The sequence below is a fragment of the Sphingobacterium sp. LRF_L2 genome (assembly GCF_965644235.1).
In the GTDB taxonomy this organism is placed as follows: Bacteria; Bacteroidota; Bacteroidia; order Sphingobacteriales; family Sphingobacteriaceae; genus Sphingobacterium.
Map to the genome: position 1 here is coordinate 215,997 of NZ_CBFFRI010000008.1, position 18,840 is coordinate 234,836.

General features: G+C 38.0%; 20 protein-coding genes and 1 tRNA gene. 11 read left to right on the plus strand and 10 right to left on the minus strand.

Annotated features, from left to right (window positions below):
* Positions 1-63: 63 nt before the first annotated feature.
* From mqnC to ACSZOX_RS17050, 3 genes are all read left to right on the plus strand, one after another.
* Positions 64-1,185: a cyclic dehypoxanthinyl futalosine synthase gene (mqnC, locus tag ACSZOX_RS17040; RefSeq protein ID WP_437921357.1), complete on the plus strand. Its 1,122-nt coding sequence runs from the start codon at positions 64-66 to the stop codon at positions 1,183-1,185.
* 13 nt (positions 1,186-1,198) lie between these two features.
* Complete coding sequence (scpB, locus tag ACSZOX_RS17045; RefSeq protein ID WP_437921358.1) at positions 1,199-1,759, plus strand: SMC-Scp complex subunit ScpB; 561 nt, start codon at positions 1,199-1,201, stop codon at positions 1,757-1,759.
* A 131-nt stretch (positions 1,760-1,890) separates the two neighbouring features.
* A complete protein-coding gene (locus ACSZOX_RS17050; protein WP_437921359.1) occupies positions 1,891-2,046 on the plus strand; it encodes a hypothetical protein in 156 nt (51 codons plus the stop codon).
* Positions 2,047-2,137: 91 nt separating this feature from the next.
* Here the strand turns inward: ACSZOX_RS17050 and ACSZOX_RS17055 are convergent, their stop codons facing one another.
* The 6 genes from ACSZOX_RS17055 to ACSZOX_RS17080 form a co-directional block, all read right to left on the minus strand.
* Entirely contained in the window at positions 2,138-2,467 is a 330-nt protein-coding gene (locus tag ACSZOX_RS17055; RefSeq protein ID WP_437921360.1) for a helix-turn-helix domain-containing protein, read from the minus strand.
* Between the two features lie 69 nt (positions 2,468-2,536).
* Positions 2,537-3,907 carry a Mur ligase domain-containing protein gene (locus tag ACSZOX_RS17060; RefSeq protein ID WP_437921361.1) on the minus strand — a complete coding sequence of 457 codons (1,371 nt, stop codon included), beginning with the start codon at positions 3,905-3,907 and terminating at the stop codon, positions 2,537-2,539.
* Complete coding sequence (gene prmA / locus ACSZOX_RS17065; RefSeq protein WP_437921362.1) at positions 3,907-4,752, minus strand: 50S ribosomal protein L11 methyltransferase; 846 nt, start codon at positions 4,750-4,752, stop codon at positions 3,907-3,909. Before prmA ends, ACSZOX_RS17060 begins: the two co-directional genes overlap by 1 nt.
* Positions 4,753-4,754: 2 nt before the next feature.
* Positions 4,755-5,522, minus strand: a complete 768-nt coding sequence (gene tpiA, locus ACSZOX_RS17070; RefSeq protein ID WP_437921363.1) for a triose-phosphate isomerase — start codon at positions 5,520-5,522, stop codon at positions 4,755-4,757.
* A gap of 20 nt (positions 5,523-5,542) precedes the next feature.
* Entirely contained in the window at positions 5,543-6,733 is a 1,191-nt protein-coding gene (locus tag ACSZOX_RS17075) for a putative sugar nucleotidyl transferase (protein ID WP_437921364.1), read from the minus strand.
* 75 nt (positions 6,734-6,808) lie between these two features.
* Entirely contained in the window at positions 6,809-7,057 is a 249-nt protein-coding gene (locus ACSZOX_RS17080; protein WP_437921365.1) for a type B 50S ribosomal protein L31, read from the minus strand.
* 260 nt (positions 7,058-7,317) lie between these two features.
* On the opposite strand from ACSZOX_RS17080, the gene lysS reads away from it, so the two are divergent.
* Complete coding sequence (gene lysS / locus ACSZOX_RS17085; protein ID WP_437921366.1) at positions 7,318-9,036, plus strand: lysine--tRNA ligase; 1,719 nt, start codon at positions 7,318-7,320, stop codon at positions 9,034-9,036.
* A 170-nt stretch (positions 9,037-9,206) separates the two neighbouring features.
* Here the strand turns inward: lysS and ACSZOX_RS17090 are convergent, their stop codons facing one another.
* Positions 9,207-10,232, minus strand: coding sequence for a quinone-dependent dihydroorotate dehydrogenase (locus tag ACSZOX_RS17090; protein ID WP_437921460.1), 1,026 nt, complete (start codon positions 10,230-10,232; stop codon positions 9,207-9,209).
* A 51-nt stretch (positions 10,233-10,283) separates the two neighbouring features.
* On the opposite strand from ACSZOX_RS17090, the gene ACSZOX_RS17095 reads away from it, so the two are divergent.
* Both ACSZOX_RS17095 and ACSZOX_RS17100 read left to right on the plus strand, forming a co-directional pair.
* Complete coding sequence (locus ACSZOX_RS17095) at positions 10,284-12,197, plus strand: ABC-F family ATP-binding cassette domain-containing protein (RefSeq protein ID WP_437921367.1); 1,914 nt, start codon at positions 10,284-10,286, stop codon at positions 12,195-12,197.
* A 243-nt stretch (positions 12,198-12,440) separates the two neighbouring features.
* Complete coding sequence (locus tag ACSZOX_RS17100; protein WP_437921368.1) at positions 12,441-13,544, plus strand: serine hydrolase domain-containing protein; 1,104 nt, start codon at positions 12,441-12,443, stop codon at positions 13,542-13,544.
* A gap of 98 nt (positions 13,545-13,642) precedes the next feature.
* Here the strand turns inward: ACSZOX_RS17100 and ACSZOX_RS17105 are convergent, their stop codons facing one another.
* Positions 13,643-14,011, minus strand: a complete 369-nt coding sequence (locus tag ACSZOX_RS17105; RefSeq protein WP_437921369.1) for a hypothetical protein — start codon at positions 14,009-14,011, stop codon at positions 13,643-13,645.
* A gap of 168 nt (positions 14,012-14,179) precedes the next feature.
* On the opposite strand from ACSZOX_RS17105, the gene ACSZOX_RS17110 reads away from it, so the two are divergent.
* Positions 14,180-14,512, plus strand: a complete 333-nt coding sequence (locus tag ACSZOX_RS17110; RefSeq protein WP_437921370.1) for a single-stranded DNA-binding protein — start codon at positions 14,180-14,182, stop codon at positions 14,510-14,512.
* Positions 14,513-14,628: 116 nt separating this feature from the next.
* Here ACSZOX_RS17110 and ACSZOX_RS17115 read toward each other — a convergent pair whose 3' ends face one another.
* Entirely contained in the window at positions 14,629-16,041 is a 1,413-nt protein-coding gene (locus tag ACSZOX_RS17115; RefSeq protein WP_437921371.1) for an alkaline phosphatase, read from the minus strand.
* 340 nt (positions 16,042-16,381) lie between these two features.
* On the opposite strand from ACSZOX_RS17115, the gene ACSZOX_RS17120 reads away from it, so the two are divergent.
* Positions 16,382-16,687, plus strand: a complete 306-nt coding sequence (locus tag ACSZOX_RS17120; RefSeq protein ID WP_437921372.1) for a hypothetical protein — start codon at positions 16,382-16,384, stop codon at positions 16,685-16,687.
* A 12-nt stretch (positions 16,688-16,699) separates the two neighbouring features.
* Positions 16,700-16,773, plus strand: a tRNA-Ala gene (locus ACSZOX_RS17125).
* A gap of 68 nt (positions 16,774-16,841) precedes the next feature.
* Here the strand turns inward: ACSZOX_RS17125 and ACSZOX_RS17130 are convergent.
* Complete coding sequence (locus tag ACSZOX_RS17130; RefSeq protein WP_437921373.1) at positions 16,842-17,378, minus strand: lipocalin family protein; 537 nt, start codon at positions 17,376-17,378, stop codon at positions 16,842-16,844.
* Positions 17,379-17,449: 71 nt separating this feature from the next.
* On the opposite strand from ACSZOX_RS17130, the gene ACSZOX_RS17135 reads away from it, so the two are divergent.
* The gene (locus ACSZOX_RS17135; RefSeq protein ID WP_437921374.1) at positions 17,450-17,914 is read left to right on the plus strand and encodes a DUF4268 domain-containing protein; all 465 of its coding nucleotides are present in this window, start codon (positions 17,450-17,452) and stop codon (positions 17,912-17,914) included.
* A gap of 64 nt (positions 17,915-17,978) precedes the next feature.
* Positions 17,979-18,776, plus strand: a complete 798-nt coding sequence (locus ACSZOX_RS17140) for a S1/P1 nuclease (RefSeq protein ID WP_437921375.1) — start codon at positions 17,979-17,981, stop codon at positions 18,774-18,776.
* The last annotated feature ends 64 nt before the right edge of the window (positions 18,777-18,840 follow it).

The following is an 18,840-nucleotide window of genomic DNA, read 5'->3' on the forward strand; positions in this document are numbered from 1 at the left end:
ATAATCATCTTCCACAAATGAAACATTTCAGACTAAAAAAAATCCTGTGTATCTTTGTTTACGATGAATGTAGATAAATTACTTGAACGGGCATTAAACTTTGAGTTCTTAAGCAAAGAAGAAGGAATTTTCCTGTACCATCAGGCGGCAACAGCTGATCTCACCTATGTTGCCAACACGCTTAGAAAAAAGCAAGTACCGCACGGAAAAGTGACTTGGCAAATTGACCGCAATGTAAACACGACAAATGTTTGTATTGCCAATTGCAAATTTTGCAATTTTTTCCGCCGACCGGGGCATGATGACAGCTATATAACAGATATCGAAACCTACAAACAAAAAATTGAAGAGACTTTTCGTTATGGTGGAGATCAATTGCTATTGCAAGGCGGACATCATCCCGATCTTGGGCTTTCTTTTTATAGCACATTATTTAAACAACTGAAAGAATTATACCCCGCTCTCAAACTTCATTCGTTAGGTCCCCCAGAAATTGCACACGTTGCCAAACTGGAAGGAATGAGCCATCTGGAAGTTTTGACGGCACTAAAAGAAGCGGGATTAGATTCTTTACCCGGTGCTGGCGCTGAAATCTTAAATGACCGTGTTCGCCGACTCATATCAAAAGGAAAATGTGGTGGACAAGAATGGCTCGACGTCATGCGTGCAGCACATAAGATTAATTTACCTACATCCGCGACAATGATGTTCGGACATATCGAGACTATTGAGGAGCGTTTTGAGCATCTTGTTTGGATCAGAGAAGTGCAGAACGAAAAGCCTGCAGATGCGCATGGTTTTATAGCTTTTATACCATGGCCTTTTCAGGACGACGGCACGCTATTAAAACGCTTGAGAGGCATCACGAACAACGTTACGGGCGAAGAGTATATCCGCATGATTGCATTAAGTCGAATAATGCTACCTAACATTAAAAATATTCAAGCTTCTTGGCTAACAGTAGGAAAACGGACTGCGCAGCTTTGTTTGCATGCGGGAGCGAATGATTTCGGCTCCATTATGATTGAAGAAAATGTGGTTTCTGCAGCTGGAGCACCACATCGCTTTACCTCAAAATCAATTCAGGAAGCCATAACAGAAGCAGGATTTGAACCGCAGTTGCGCACACAAAAATATGAATTTAGGGCGCTACCTAACATGGAAGAGCAAGTCATTAACTACTAAAAAGTAACAAACATTGAAAGATATTCTCTTAAATATAGAAGCAGCTATTTTTGCTTCAGAGGAAGGTATAGGAGCAGCTGAGTTAAAACAAATCCTTCAAGATGCGTTGGCTATTGATATCAATAAACAAGAAGTTGTTGATTTAGTAAAGAAAATTCAGGATAAATATGAAGACGATGAACATGTCTTTCGTTTGAAGGAAATCAACAATCAGTATCAATTCCTTACAAAAGAAACATACCATGAAGTCGTCAATCAGTTGCAGGCCCACAAAGATCGTAAAAAATTAAGTCAATCGGCATTAGAGACGCTCGCAATCATTGCATATCGTCAACCGATTACCAAATTAGAAGTGGAACAGATAAGAGGTGTAAACTGTGATTATTCGATACAACGACTGTTAGAAAAAAAGTTGATTCAAATTGCTGGAAAATCAGATAGTATCGGTAAACCTTTGCTCTACGCCACAAGTGATCAATTCATGCAGCACTTTGGAATAAACTCTGCAAAAGATCTTCCTCAACTAAAAGATATCGTTGCAGAAGAGAATAGTATTGGAGAAATCGTAGAATAGCAGAAGCACCACATAACACATTGATTTACAAATAATAAAAAAACAAAAAAAATTTAAAGTTAGCGTATTGTTGATTATTTTTACGATCAGTAACAAACAATAGATTTACCATTTTTTAATACGAGAAGACTATGATGCAAGTGGCAGAACAAGAAGTTTTAGTTGATGAGATTGTCAATTTTAACGGTCCAGAGGATGATGCTGATGATGTCTATGATGACGACTTCGAATTGGATGAAATCGATTCAATTGGAGATCTTGAGGACTTCGATGACGACGATTTTTAATCCGTTCTACTATTGAACTTGGACAAAAGAATTAAAAAAGGCAGCGTTTTAACGAACTCTGCCTTTTTATTTTAAAATATATTTTTGCTGCCTATCGTTTATGCAATTGCTCGTACAAATCGATAACTTTTTTCTGTAACTCGATAACCTCAGCTTCTCTCGCTTGCAATTTCTTATGCAATTCTCCCATTTCATCTTGAATCTGTTTTTCTTCTTCGGAATCCGATGTAGACAACAATTGCACAAGAGATAGTCCAAAAAGCTTAGAAATTTGATTCAACCTCGATAAGTTAACATCAGTAATCCCTGTTTCTATTTTCGAGAAAGCCGGAATGGAAATATCTAATCGCTTAGCTACATCCTCCTGGCTCCATCCTTTTTGGTGTCTTAATAAACGTATTTTTTTTCCTAAAGCATTCATTGGTAAATTGTTTTTCTTATTCCAAAAGTAATAAAAAAAATATTAAAGAAAAAAATTAACGAGGACTAATCATTCGTTTTTGAGAAATTTGTCTGCAAAGTTAACGATATTGATACTATTATGGTTCGGAGAAACCATAAACAACAAATTGAAACTCAAAGATTTAAAACTCTCTAAATAAGATTCCAATGAAATCACATCGGTTAGAAACGTAAAATTCCTATGATTAAAAACTTGTTTTATATCCTCTTCTAAATTACTTATTAATACATTTTTCTCCTTTATCGCATCCTTATTTACCAAAACAACAGCATAATCCGACTCATCTAAAGAGGATGAATATGTTGCAAGAAAATTTTTATCAAGAGCATCATAAGGATTTAACTCTACAATAGTCACCAGACTTTGGTCAGGAAACTGCTCTTTCACAGCATGAATACTTGTCCGTAATTTATAGGGCGAATAGTTAAAGTCTTGATATACGACACTTTCGTCATCACTTGCCACAAATTCCAAATAACGAATAGAACTCCTAAAATCTTTAATAGCTTCGTAAAATTCAACACGCTTGACTCCTAACCATTCGCAAACAGTATAGGCTCCTGCGATGTTAGAAAGGTTCAATTTACCAAAAACCTGCAGCGGTATCTTTTCTTCCCCTAAATGTAAATAGGTTACCCCTTTATTAATGGAATATTCCGGCAATTTGTAACCATGTCGATTGATTTTACAATCAAAAGTCTCTTCGACAATTTCACGTAAAACCTGGTTATCTTTGTTGTAAATTAATGTCCCCTTATTAACAATAGTATCAATAAAAGTCTCGAATTGAAGAAAATAATCTTCTTCACTAATATTTGAACGACTCGCGTTCCACTCTACTCCACTTATGAGGGCTATATTCGGGTGGAATAGATGAAATTTTGAACGATGATCGATTGGAGAAGCATAATATTCATCGCCCTCCAATAAAATTATTTTGTTATGTGTCGTTAATTTAACCAACGAATCAAAGCCTTCGAGTTTCGCACCAACAAGATAATCAAAGTCCCTTCCCAACTTTTTAAGAACATGCATAATCATACTCATAATTGTTGTTTTACCATAAGTACCGGCAATTACAACACGCGTTTTCTGAACGCTTTGTTCATAAATAAACGCTGGAAATGAATATATCTTGATTTTAAGTTCTTGTGCTTTTGCCAGTTCAGGGTTGTCGACTTCAGCGTGCATTCCCACAATCACGGCATCGATGTCTTCCGATATCTTTTCAGGAAACCAGCCTACTTTCACCGGAAGTAGTCCCGCTTTTTTTAGTCTGGATTTGGACGGCTCGACGATTTGGTCGTCCGAACCAGACACTTGATGCCCCTGTTCCGCTAACGAAATTGCTAAATTATGCATTACAGCACCACCGATGGCTATAAAATGAATTCGCATTATCCGATTTTGTTAAACTTAGCCGAGCACCAATTATCCAACACCTTCTTCTCCTCATACTGAAAGCCCAATGAAGCCGCTTTTTCGATAAGTAACTCTAGATCTTCTCCGTCGTAAAAACCACTCATGTATAATCGACCACCAATACCTATAGAAAGGCTATACTGATCTAATTGATCTAAGAGAATATTCCGATTAATATTTGCTAAGATAATATCAAATACTTTCCCGGCCAAAACCTCTTTGGAACCGAGTGCTGACATAATCGTATCAGCAACGCCGTTGCGCACCTTATTTTCTTCTACACTATCGACACACAATTCATCATAGTCTACCGCCAATATCGGACTAGCCCCTCTTTTAGCAGCTAAAATAGCTAAAATACCTGTTCCACAGCCCATATCCAATACGTTTTTCCCTTCAAAATCTCCCTCCAAAACAAAAGAAAGCATCATGGATGTTGTCTGATGGTGCCCTGTACCAAAGGACATCTTCGGATCAATAACAATTTCATAAGCTATGTCTGGTTGAGGATCATGAAACGTCGCACGGACATAACAAAGACCATCTACCGTAATGGGATTAAAATTACTTTCCCAAAGTTTATTCCAATTTTGATCTTCGAGATCCTGAATGACATAGGAAATTTCCAAGTCTGTAGCCTCTGTCAAGAGTAGCGTCTCCAAGACTTGTAAATCGAGGTTTGCAGTCGGTATATACGCTGCAAACCCTTCTTCTACATCTTCAAAGGTATCATATCCTACTTCCGCAAGTGAAGATATCAACAGATCTTTCTGCCAATCTTCCATAGTGGAAGAAGAAAAGGTAACAGAAGAATACTTCATTATTAAGCGTTAAAAACCTTAACGATATCAAGAAAATCACGTGATTTCAAAGAAGCACCTCCAATCAAACCACCATCGATATCTGCTTGCGAAAATAAATCTCTCGCATTACCGGGGTTACAGCTTCCACCGTAGAGGATAGTTGTGTTATCCGCTATTTCCTGTCCATATTTTGCAGCAACTGTTTCGCGAATAAATGCGTGTACTTCCTGTGCTTGCTCTGGAGAAGCGGTCAACCCTGTACCAATCGCCCAAACGGGTTCATATGCAAGAACTACTTTGCTGAACTCCTCATTAGACAAATGAAAGATTCCTGCCTCTAATTGCGTTTTTATAACATCAAAGAATTTACCGCTTTCGCGCTCTTCCTTTGTTTCACCTATACAGAAAATTGGAGCAAGCTCATGCTTTAACGCAGCGTCAACTTTCTCCGCCAACAATGCGTCTGTTTCTCCGAAATAAGCTCTGCGCTCCGAGTGTCCCAATATTACATATGTTGCACCAGTAGATTTTACCTGAGCAGCAGATATTTCACCTGTATAAGCTCCAGATTCTGCTTGGTGAATATTCTGTGAGCCAACAGCAACATTTGAAACTGGAGAAGCTAATTTTCCAATACTGTAAAGATGGATAGCTGGACTACAAACAATTACTTCTTGTGTACCAACAACCTCATCTTTTACCATGTTAACGATTTCTGAAAAAAGACTTAATCCTTTTTCGTAGTCTAAATTCATTTTCCAGTTACCTGCAACGATGTTTTTACGCATAATAGTGTTTTTTATTTATCTTATTTAATATACTCTTGTCTAATCGTTGAGGTCAACTCATAAACAACTTTTAATATATCGCGATCCAAAATGGACAAACTTTCTTTTTTCAGTGCCGCACGATGTTGCAGCATCTCTTCAAATTTGTGCCAGAAATACGTCTCTTTCTTTTGGTCGGTAAACCAAGAAAAATCAGGCACAAATTTGGGAATAATATTTGACATTGCAACCTGTGCTCCCACGCCAATTACGCTGCCTGTTGTGAGGGATGAATTAATACCACACATCGCGTAATCTGCCATAAAAGTACCTACTTTCGGCAACAATGTATCTCTATATCCAACTTCTTTATAATCGAATATTTTTACTGTTGCCCAATTGTTTTGCAAGTTAGAATTACTGGTACCGGCCCCCAAGTTACAACCTTCACCGAGAACAGCGCAGCCCAAATAACCGTCATGTCCTTTCGCACAATTTCCCCAGAGGACGGCATTATTTACTTCTCCAGCTATGGTACAACCTGGACCTATGCTTACATTTGGATATAGCTTACTTCCCATCTTAACCCTTGCCCCTACTCCTATAGCTAAGGGGCCTTTTAAATGAGAACCCTCCTCGATAACAGCATCATTCCCAATATAAATAGACCCCTCCGTTGTATTAAATGTACTACATAACGCGTGTACATTTTTACCCACAAAAAGTTGATCTCCGATAATTACATTGGATGCATGCAAAGACATCGATACAACACCATTGGTGAGCAGTTCATAATCAAACTGCAATTGTGAAAGATTATGTCGGTAAATATCTTCCAGACTTCGAACAGAAATTAACGGATGCGAAAAGGGAATTTCTGTTAAAGGCAGTTCATTAGGTTCGGCGACCCACGTTTCTACTTTATAGGCAATCCATTCGCCAGCTTCAGTAAGAACAGCGTTTAAAGGCAAATCGTTTAGTGCATTCACCAAAGGCAACGAAGGGCAGATATTTCCACGAATAACAAGATAGGATGTGGCTTGAGGAGATTTTTGGAATTTCGGTTGTAAATAAGGCTCGGTATAATAATAGACAGTTGAACCTAAAAGATGTTGCCATTTCTGCTGTAAGGTTAGAATTCCTACGCGGAGATCCCCTACCGGTCTTGTATAAACCAAAGGCAACAAATGCTGTCGCCAAGGGGCCCAATCATGTAAAACAACTTCCAACATAGCTGACGATAAAATTACATAAAAAAATCCCGATAAGTAAACTTATCGGGACAATGTTTTAAGCAAGCCTTAAAATTACTTTTTATTGTAACGGCTACGGAATTTATCGATACGTCCTGCTGTATCAACCAATTTCATTTTACCTGTATAAAATGGGTGTGAAGTGTGCGAAATCTCCAATTTAACCAATGGATATTCATTACCATCTTCCCAAGTAATTGTTTCTTTTGTATCTACACATGATTTAGTTACGAAAGCATAGTCATTCGACATATCTTTGAAAACCACTAATCTGTAGCTTGATGGATGCAAATCTTTTTTCATTTTTATCTTATGATTACTTATATTCTACAATCGAGGTGCAAAGATAATTTATATTTTAAAAAAAACAAAACAATAATTATCCACATAAATACCTTTTATGCACATACCGCTCCTCCTACTGCTTGATAGCAAAGATACGATTTTTTATTTTAGCTATCAATTACTCCACTCATCCCATTTGTTATTTTTCACATCTTCATCCATAAACTGGTGTTTTTTTGCTAGTTTTGCATTCTTATTTAGCAGATTAACGATAGACAATGAGTACTGTATTATCCGAACAGGAACAACAACGCAGACTAAATCTTCAAGCCATTATTGATTTGGGTATTAATCCTTACCCAGCAGACGAATTTGAAGTAAATGTTTCTGCAGCAGACATTTTAGAAAATTACGAACGAGATAAATTAAACTATAAACGCATTCGTTTTGCAGGTCGAATCATGAGTCGACGTGTTATGGGTAGTGCCTCATTCGTCGAACTTCAAGATTCAACAGGCCGTATTCAAGCCTACGTCAAACGGGATGATATATGTCCAGAAGAAGATAAAACTTTTTACAATAGCGTTTTCAAGAAACTTCTAGATATAGGTGATATTATCGGTGTAGAAGGTTTTGTGTTTACAACCCAAACGGGAGAAATCTCAATTCACGTCGAGAAATTAACAATATTAACAAAGTCACTTCGCCCACTACCTATCGTGAAAGAGGCGGATGGTAAAACTTTCGATGCGTTCACCGATCCGGAACAACGCTACAGAATGCGCTACGTAGACCTCATCGTAAATCCACAGAATCGTGATATTTTCGTAAAGCGTACAAAACTTTTTAGTGCGATGCGTGAGTTCTTTAACAACGCAGGCTATATGGAAGTTGAGACGCCAGTTTTGCAGTCTATTCCTGGTGGAGCAACAGCACGTCCATTCATCACCCATCATAATGCATTGGATATTCCACTATACCTACGCATTGCAAACGAGCTGTATTTAAAACGTCTTATCGTTGGCGGATTTGATGGAGTATATGAATTTTCTAAAAACTTCCGCAACGAAGGAATGGATAGAACCCATAATCCGGAATTTACCGCAATGGAAATTTACGTAGCCTATAAAGACTACAATTGGATGATGGACTTCACGGAACGTCTACTGGAACACTGTGCTTTAGCTGTAAATGGAACAACTAAAGCAGTCTTTGGTGAGCATGAGGTTGATTTCAAAGCTCCTTACAAGCGTATATCAATGGCGCAATCCATATTGGATTTTACGGGTTTTGATATCATCGGAAAATCAGAAGAACAAATTAGGAGTGCCGCAAAAGATATGGGAATCGCTGTAAACGATACCATGGGCAAAGGAAAACTAATCGATGAGATCTTCGGCGAAAAATGTGAAGGAAATTATATACAGCCAACATTTATTACCGATTACCCAATCGAAATGTCGCCACTGACGAAAAAACACCGGGATAATCCAGAACTAACGGAGCGTTTTGAACTTATGGTATGTGGTAAAGAAATCGCAAATGCTTATTCGGAATTAAATGACCCTATTGATCAACGCGAACGCTTCGAAGATCAATTGCGCTTATCCGAAAAAGGAGACGATGAAGCGATGTTTATCGATCAAGATTTCTTGCGTGCATTAGAATATGGAATGCCTCCAACATCCGGACTAGGAATAGGTATGGATCGATTAATCATGTTTTTGACGAATAACCCTTCGATTCAAGAAGTTTTATTTTTCCCACAGATGCGTCCTGAAAAAGTAGCGAAAGTAGCCTCTGACAGTGATTATATTGCTTTAGGTATTCCTGCCGAGTGGGTCCCTGTACTACAAAAAATGGGATTCACAACAATAGAATCTTTAAAAGAAGCGAACCCAAATAAAGTTTTTAATGACTTAGGTGGAATGCGTAAAAAAATGAAACTCGACATTGCGATGCCGGGTAAAGAAGATGTTTTAGCTTGGTTTAATTAAGTTAATACCTTCTTTTACAAAAAAAGCGATCAAACAAATTTGATCGCTTTTTTTGTAATTACCGATAAGAGATCCCAGACCTGAACATGCTAAAATAGCCTATTCATCATTGAGCTATCTACAACGTTATTGCTGTAATCACACTTATAAGATGAGCTAAAACAGGATTACTAGCGTAACAAGCCTTTACAAATACGACTTACTAATGCTGGCCCTTCATAAATAAAACCAGTATAAACCTGTACCAAACTCGCTCCCGCTTCGAGTTTCTCAAGGGCATCTTCCGCAGAATGAATCCCTCCTACGCCGATAATCGGGAAAGCACCATTTGATTTTTCAAACAGATAACGTACAACCTCTGTAGACCGTTTTGTCAAAGGTTTTCCACTGACGCCTCCCATTTCTTGTGCTAAAGTGGGGTCACATAATAGACCTTCACGCGAGATCGTCGTATTCGTTGCAATAACCCCTGCAATCTGCGTTTCTGCCACAATTTCCACAATATCATCCAATTGTGATTCACTTAAATCTGGCGCAATCTTCAGTAAAATAGGTTTCGAATTCTTCTTTTCAACATTGAGCTGTTGAAGGGTGTTTAAAAGATGTTTCAAGGGCTCTTTATCTTGCAGATCACGAAGCCCTGGGGTATTTGGCGAACTCACATTCACTACGAAATAATCTACGTAGTCAAAAAGCGCATGGAAACAATATACATAGTCGTTAACAGCGTCTTCATTTGGCGTTAATTTATTTTTACCAATATTACCTCCGATGATTAAATTTTTTCGATCTTTCAACGCCTTTAATCGCGCAGCTGCGACATCAGCGCCTTGATTATTGAAGCCCATACGATTGATCAAGGCATGATCAGGCAACAAACGAAACATCCTTGGCTTTTCATTACCAGGTTGTGGACGTGGTGTGACGGTACCAATTTCAATAAAACCGAAACCCAATCCTGCCATATCCTCGATATACTCTGCATTTTTGTCAAAACCAGCTGCAAGGCCTACTGGATTTTTAAATTTCAAGCCGAAAACTTCTCGTTCTAACCTTTTATCTTCTATGGTGTAAATCGATTTCAAAAGAGACTTTGCGCCCCATAACTTGCTAAATTTACGTAGACCTCCTGTCACTTGGTGATGTGCCGTTTCGGGATCCATAGTGAAGAACAATGGTTTGACTAGTTTGTACATAGATGCAAAGTTAGCCAAAGAAGCAGAAATATTCATTACTTTTGTAGCGAAATGATATCAATTAATAATTTAACATTCGAAATTGGCTCACGTGCACTGTATGATGAAGCCAATTGGCATATAAAACCAGGCGACAAAGCGGGACTTATCGGCGCCAATGGGGCTGGAAAATCTACACTATTAAAACTTATAGTAGGTGATTATACACCGACGTCGGGAAGCATATCCATGGCTAAGGATCTTAAAATCGGTTACCTAAACCAAGATCTTTTGTCATATCACTCGGATAAGAGTATTGTACATGTCGCTATGGAAGCTTTCGAAAGACAGAATCAGCTCCATGCTGAAATAGAAGTTTTACTGCAGAAGCTAGAGACGGATTACTCGGATGAAATTTTAAATAAACTGAGCGACAAGCAAATGGAATTTGAAGCGCTCGACGGTTATAACATCGAATTCCGTGCCCATGAAATACTCGCTGGACTTGGTTTTTCTGAAGAAGAGCAACAACGCCCGTTGGCAACATTCTCAGGCGGTTGGCGCATGCGGGTCATGCTGGCGAGAATCCTGCTGCAAACACCGGATATACTTCTTCTCGATGAACCTACCAACCACTTAGATTTACCTTCCATTAAATGGTTGGAAAATTACCTACAAGCTTTCGAAGGTTCTATCGTCATCGTTTCTCATGATAGATATTTCCTAGATCGCATCATTAACAAAACAGTGGAGTCTCGAAAAGGTAAACTAACAGCTTATGCGGGAAACTACACGTTTTACTTGGAAGAAAAATCCCTTCGAGAGGAAATCCAAAGCAATCAGTTTAAAAATCAGCAAGCTAAGATCAAGCAAGAGGAAAAACTAATTGAACGCTTTCGCGCAAAAGCAAGCAAAGCAAAAATGGTGCAATCGCGTATCAAAGCGCTTGATCGAATGGAAAAAATCGATGACATCGACGATGATAACCCAGTGGTTAATTTCAGTTTTAAGTTTTCCAAGCCTTCGGGGCGACATGTGGTAACACTTGAACATTTATCCAAATCCTATCCTAATCTTGAAATTCTTCGAAATACAGACGCGATTATAGAAAAAGGTGATAAGATAGCACTCATAGGAGCCAACGGAAAAGGAAAGTCTACGTTGCTACGCATAGTAGCCGATGCCGATACAGCATATACGGGAACTAGCACTAAAGGACACAATGTTTCGCAAACATTCTTCGCTCAACATCAGCTCGAAGCGCTACATCTTGAAAACAGCCTTCTACAAGAATTAATCGCTTTTGCACCAAAACACACAGAAACAGAGCTTCGATCGATACTAGGCTGTTTTCTCTTTACAGGTGATGATGTGTTTAAAAAGATTAAGGTGCTTTCCGGTGGTGAAAAATCCCGGGTTGCTCTAGCTAAAGCATTAACCGCTGATGCTAACTTTTTGGTACTCGACGAACCAACCAACCACTTGGACATGGCCTCGGTTAATATTTTGATACAAGCTCTACAGCAATACGAAGGAACGCTCATCGTTGTATCACACGATAGGTATTTCTTAGATCACGTAGCCAACAAAATATGGTTTATAGAAGATAAGGAGATTAAAGAATATCCAGGCACCTATGAAGAGTATGAAATCTGGAATTCCAAACGAGTAGTCAAGAGTGAGCCTAAACCAGAAAAAAAAGCTGTTAAAGAAGAACCTAAAAAGGAGAAGACTCCACCTTCAGAAGATAAAGTTCGTTTATTACAGCGCAAAAATAAAGAATTGTCGACGCTTGAACAGAAACTAAATGAAAACGAAAAGCATCTAAAAGAGCTTGAATTTAATCTGGCAAAGGAAGATGTGTATTCCGATGCTGTCAAGCTACAAGAAGCAACCCGTGCTTATAATTCCGCTAAAGCTAGTTTTGAAAAGTCACAACAGGACTGGGAATCGTTAGCCGAGGAAATCATGGAACTAGAAAACTAGTAAAAAATAAAAGGAACGAAAACTATCGTTCCTTTTATTTTTTTACTAAACAGGCTTTGATTTATTGGATATAATAAAGAAATTTACGTCAGTAGATTTCAAATATATGAAATGTCCATGCTTACAAAGTACAAACCGAGTGAAAATAACCCGGACATTCCATATGGCCTTTAAAAAACAAACCGAGAGAAACGAGCTCATTTATTCCAATGAAATCTAACACTGATAAATATTTATTTACATATGAATAGGATAAGCCAAGTATTCCTTATTATTGTTATTATAGGAACATGCAGTGCCTGTAAATTTGGCCGTTTTGTTTTTTACAACTTTGCCAATATTACGGACTATAAAATTTTTCCCTACCGAGAAATATCCAAGTCTACCAATCCCTTTATTTTTCCACAGGCAAAAACTCCAAAAATCCCCAAGAATATTACCATCGAAGGACAACAGCAATCTTTTGATAGCTATTTAACACAAAACCATACGGTAGCATTTATTGCAATACAGCATGACAGTATACAGTATGAAAAATATTTTGACGATTATGTCGATTCGTCGATTGTTGCTTCTTTCTCTATGGCGAAATCTATCACATCCTTGCTTATTGGCATTGCTATAGACGATGGACATATCCAATCAGTTGAAGAACCTATTACCAACTATATACCTGAACTAAAATCGAATGGATTCGAACGTGTAACATTAAAACACCTCCTCCAAATGACATCTGGATTAGAATTTAACGAAGGCTACAGTAATCCTTTTGGACATGTCGCTACTTTCTATTATGGAACCGATCTACGCCGTGCGATCAAAAAACTAAAGCTAGCGGAGCAACCGGGACAGCAGTTTCGCTATACAAGTGGACAAACTCAATTGCTTGGATTAGCCTTAGAACGAGCATTAAAGAGTCAGACAATAAGCAGCTATCTAGAAGAAAAAATATGGAAACCATTGGGCATGGAATACGATGCTAGTTGGAGTTTGGATCGTAAAAAGAATGGACTAGAAAAGACTTTCTGTTGTGTTAATGCGAGAGCGCGTGATTTTGCTAAACTGGGCAGGCTGTATTTAAACAATGGAAATTGGAACGGCAAGCAAATCGTTTCAAAAAAATGGATCGCTGAGTCAACAAAAGTAGATACATCAGCTGGCAGTGCTTGGAATTATCAATATCAATGGTGGCTTCCTACGAAGCATGGTGATTTCTTAGCTGACGGACTGCTCGGGCAATACATTTATGTCAATCCAGAAAAAGATCTTATCCTCGTAAGACTTGGAAAAAAAACAGGCAAGATCAATTGGCAGCAATTTCTTCCGGAAATAGCAAATTCTTATTAAAATCGATCTGACCTCGTTTTTTAATTGTGTTAAGGCATGATACAACGCATTGATCCATATCCAAAATATATTCCAGTATAGATCATAATGCTCTTAAATTAGGCTCCTCTAGACAACGACTGACGCACAAGTAAGAACTGATCATTTTCGAGAGACAAGTAACCAAACTCGTAAACGAAAAAATACACCTGTCCTTTTGTTGTACTTAATTGACTTGTAAAGCAATTAAAATGTAACCCTCTGGCTAATAATTTTTCACGAGAAACTTTCAACATTTTTTCGTCCCCCAAGAGTTCACCTAAAATCCTCCGATTTCTCGCTAATGTATGGTTAATTCTCTTAACAAAACTATTGGGAGCACTATTCAATTTGTTATTGTAGCTGCTGCGACAACCATCGTCACAGAATCTTTTATCAGATCGACCACGAATAAGAGCATTGCAAGCTAAGCATTTTTTTTCTTCCATAATCCAAAAGTTTGTAAACGTTTACAATCGTATATAAACAGATATAATTGGTTAACTGCCGACTAGCACAAACCAGTCTTTGCAATTTTGTCCTGTCAATCCCGTTAAGCGTATTGACACTATAAATTTAATAGATTGAAAACTGTTTTACAATTAAAATTGAACATTATGAACATGCTCGTAAATTCAGTCCAACTCATTGGACGCTTAGGCGCAGACGCCGAAATCAAAACCACTACCCAAGGTGCAAAAGTCGTCAATGTACGTTTTGCAACAAATGAATACAGCAAAAACAGTAAAGGCGACTGGCTGGAAATCACATACTGGCACAATTTAGTATTCTGGGGAAAGCTAGCCGATAAGCTAGAAAAAAACAATAAAAAAGGAACAAGATTAATGATCCAAGGATCGTTGTCGTATCGGGAATACACAGATGTACATGATATAAAACGAGAAGTTGTTGATATTCGTGTGCAACAATTCTTAGTTTTGAACCCTTAGCAGGGACAAGCCTCAATCCAGAAAGCCTTACGGATGAGATCCCCCAAAAAAAACGCAGATCCCTTTTAGAGAGACCTGCGTTTTTCATTACGTTTACGTAAATCCGCTAACGGTGTCTAATCGAGAACAAAGCCTGTTATCTCCGCCAATTTGCTAGGAATATCCGTATTCTCCATCTTATGCGTGAATTTATCAGCACCTACACCTATTGCAAATACTGGAATATAAGCTGCGGAATGATTACCCGATGCCCATGCGATGGACCCTGCTTTATTCAATAATTTAACAGCTTCGCTAGCCAATTTATCGTCCGTAGCATATAAGCTCTTGGATGTCTCAGACTCGTGATTAACGAAACTTTTCTTGTAAATTTCCATTAAAACGTCTTCGTCTTCCTTTGAAACCACCACTTTACTAAACAAGCCTAGATTATCGCTTAATACGTTCTTGACTTCGTCCCAGCTTACTTGCTTTTTGGAATCTCGTAAACCAGCTACAAGTTTAGAAAGCTCACCCTGTGAAATCACTTGATTTGCCAATAACTTTGTATTCAATCGACTACTTCCATTTCCGATAGCAATCCCACCCGTTTCATGGTCAGCTGTTACTATAATTAATGTTTCATCTGGATGCTGCTTGTAAAACTCATAAGCCCTTTTAACGGCCTTATTAAAATCAAGCATTTCACGAATGGTAGTTGTCGCATCATTCGCATGGGAAGCCCAATCTATTTTCCCGCCTTCTACCATCAAAAAGAATCCGCTATCATTCTTCTTCGACAACGATTCTATGGCCGCATCCGTAATTTGCTCTAAGGTTAGATCGCCTTCTTTCTGATCTATCGCATATTTTAACGACTCTTGATCTGCCGCTTTTTCATTCATCAAAATAATTCGATCTGCTGTTTGCTTTACAGACTGGTATTCCTTTAATCCACGAGCTAATTTATAGCCCGCTTTCTCAAATTGCGGATAGAGTGAGGTTACACTCTTTTTATCCGAATTCTTATCCGGGCTCAAGAAGCCTGATCCTGCAAAGAAATCGAAATTAGAAGAAATTAAGTCTAATCCTATCTCGTAATATCTTCCTCTGTTAGGTTGCTTTGCATAAAATGATGCCGGAGTCGCATGATCAATACTCACAGACGTGGTTATTCCAACTTTCATACCGGCCTCTTTTGCAGCATAGGCTACACTTTTATAGGAGATTGTACCTGTACTGTCCATCGCCAAAACACCATTTTTAGTTTTCTTTCCAACCGCTAAGGCGGTACCTCCAGCGGCAGAATCCGTAACTCCGTGAGACAAAGAATAGGAAGTAGCAAAAGTTGCATGCGGAAAAGTAGAAAAGACCAATGGGAATACCGTATTTCGATCTTGTTGCGCGGCTAGAAATACTTCCGTCAGATTAATTTGGTTCAAGCCCATGCCATCACCGATCATAAAAAAAATGTACTTCGGTTTCTGTTGGGCAAATAACCCTTGTGCAGCAAAAATAAAAAGTGTAAAAATTAAAAAAATCTTCTTCATTTCATCTGTAAATTATTATTTATAAGTATTATATTCCTATGGAATAAATGAGCTCGCGTTTCACTCCGTTTGTTCGTAATGGTCATATGGAATATTATTCGTGTTACTTTTGTTTTCACTGGCACTCATACTACTTCGTGGTCATATGTGTTTGTGTTTTGTCTAACATGAACATTTCATATAATTTTATCGAGCAAAGATAATATGTTAATGTAAACTCATTGTTAAGTTCGAGCTCTACAAACAAAACTCAATATACGATTATTTGTGTTATGCCCTACTCGTAAATCCAAAAAGACAGATTCTTCTATATTTCTAGCAAAAAGGTTATGTTTGCAACATGAATACAGGACAACAGGAGATGATCGTTGGCGATTTTGAAAAATTTATGCGCTATATGCTTGCGCAGCACAAGCCATTCTCCCTAGAAATATTTGTTTCCTTTGCGACTTCCTTAGTTAACTTTTACCAAGGGTCGAATTTAATCCGTGCGGAACAACGCCATGAAGCAGCATTTATCCTGGCACATTCCTTCAACGCAGGTATCGGACAGCAAATTTCTACAGAAGATTTACAGCAAATTGTTGAAATAATAATTACAGATCTGACGGTTGATTATTCCATATTAAATCCTATATTTGGATGATTTACAAAAAAGGGGGGATTAGCTCAGCTGGCTAGAGCGTTTGGCTGGCAGCCAAAAGGTCATCGGTTCGACTCCGATATTCTCCACTACAAAAAAAGAGACGTTATAACGTCTCTTTTTTGTATCTCCACAATGGGCACGCCTTGTATTTTATCTAATCCTGCTGTGTCCATACCAAATTATCTGTCGCATAGCCACATTGCACGGCATATCCTAAATAATCGTTCTTGATCGTTTCCGGTATGCTTTTCTCACGAGAAAGTATCCACATATAATCCAGATTCTCCCCGAATACCAAAGCATATTTATAATCTTCGTCTATCTTAACAACATTGTACCCCGAGTAAAAAGGTCCAAAAAAGGAAACTTTCAATGCGCCTTCATCCTCCGAACCGATAAATAATGCCTTCCCAATACTCTGCTTGTTCTTACCTGTCACGGTATTCACTCCTTGGTTATTAACCTTTATACTTCCATCCTTATTTAAGGAATAATGAGCCGTCACATTTTTCAGATTTTTCTCCCAATGAAAATCTAAACGCGCAATCTCAAACCATTTTCCTAAGTAACGTTCTTTATCAAATTTTTGGACAACTGAAACAGTTGATTTAATCGGTTTAAAAAGGTTATAAAGCGCAGTTCCCGCAGCTACCGCGGCAACCAATAGTAATGTTTTCTTTTTGTCCATCATACTTATAAAACAAAACTACATATACAAAAGTTTGCCTTTTAATCTTTAGTTTTGAGGAAAACACAACGACATTGTATTCACGCGACGAAGCTAAACAATTAAAAGAACGATTTTGGACAAGTTTTGGTCAATTCATGACCTTGGTTCCAAGTGAAGAAGGATTAAAGATCAATTGGATAAATTATAAAACAGGAATCAAACATCTGTTTTTCCGTATGGAAGCGGATAACAAGACTGCGCGCATCTTCATCGAAATCAGTCATCCCGATGAGGGAATCCGTGCATTAATGTATGAACAATTTCATAGTTATAAAACAGTGCTCGAGGGGGAATTGGAGGAAAAATGGATCTGGTTACCAACGGTTGATAACGATTTTGGAAAAAGCAGCGCTCAAATAATATGCACTTTTGAAGAACGTATATCGATCTTCAATCAAAACGATTGGCCAACATTAATATCGTTTTTTAAACCTCGGATAATAGCCCTAGATCGTTTTTGGTCAAATGCCAAATATGCTTTTGAGATATTTAAATAGGAAAAGTACAATTTAACGTATAAAGTTGACTAGCTTTGTGATAAAGTTTTAAAAATTAGAGCACATGAAAAATCTTTTAAAGCTTGCCTTATTCTGTATGTTGTTACTTCAATACGAATGGGCAAGTGCATGGGGCACGACCGGGCATAGGGTAATTGCAGAAATCGCCGAAAACCACCTCAACAAAAAGGCAAAGAAAAACATTCAAAAAATCATCGGTAACCAAAAATTGGCCTATTGGTCCAACTGGGCCGATTTCATCAAGTCAGATCCGGATCCAGCATTAAACAGTACAGGGTCATCCCATTTCATCAATACAGCTGCTAATCTTAGTTTCGATGACTTTACCCTTGCTTTAACCAATTCTCCGGCGAATAACCTGTACAAATCTTACTTGCGTATCAAGGAAAATGCGAAGCAAAAAAATCACCCGCTTAAGGAGCAACAGCAAGATCTGTATTTTATTATACACCTGCTTGCAGATGCACACCAACCTATGCATGTGAGTCGTGCAGAAGATTTGGGTGGAAATAAAATCAACGTAGATTTTTTTGGTAAGAAAGGGAATATACATCGCGTTTGGGATTCTGATTTAGTTGATAACGAAAAATATAGCTATACAGAATATGCTCGCGTACTCGATATTTATGATGCGTCTACCTATAAAAATTATGCATCGACAAATTTTGAACAATGGCTTTTTGAATCACATCAATTGGCTAATGTTATATACGCGGACGTTGCTCAAAATACGGATTTACGTTACGAATATATCTACCAGTTCAAATATAAAATGGAAGAATGCCTATTAAAAGGGGGAATACGTTTAGCTAAAGAACTTAACGAAATCTACGGTTATTAAACACAAATAAAAACTTTTCGTTATTATTCTTCTTTTATTAATAAATTTTCGATTTTTGAATCCA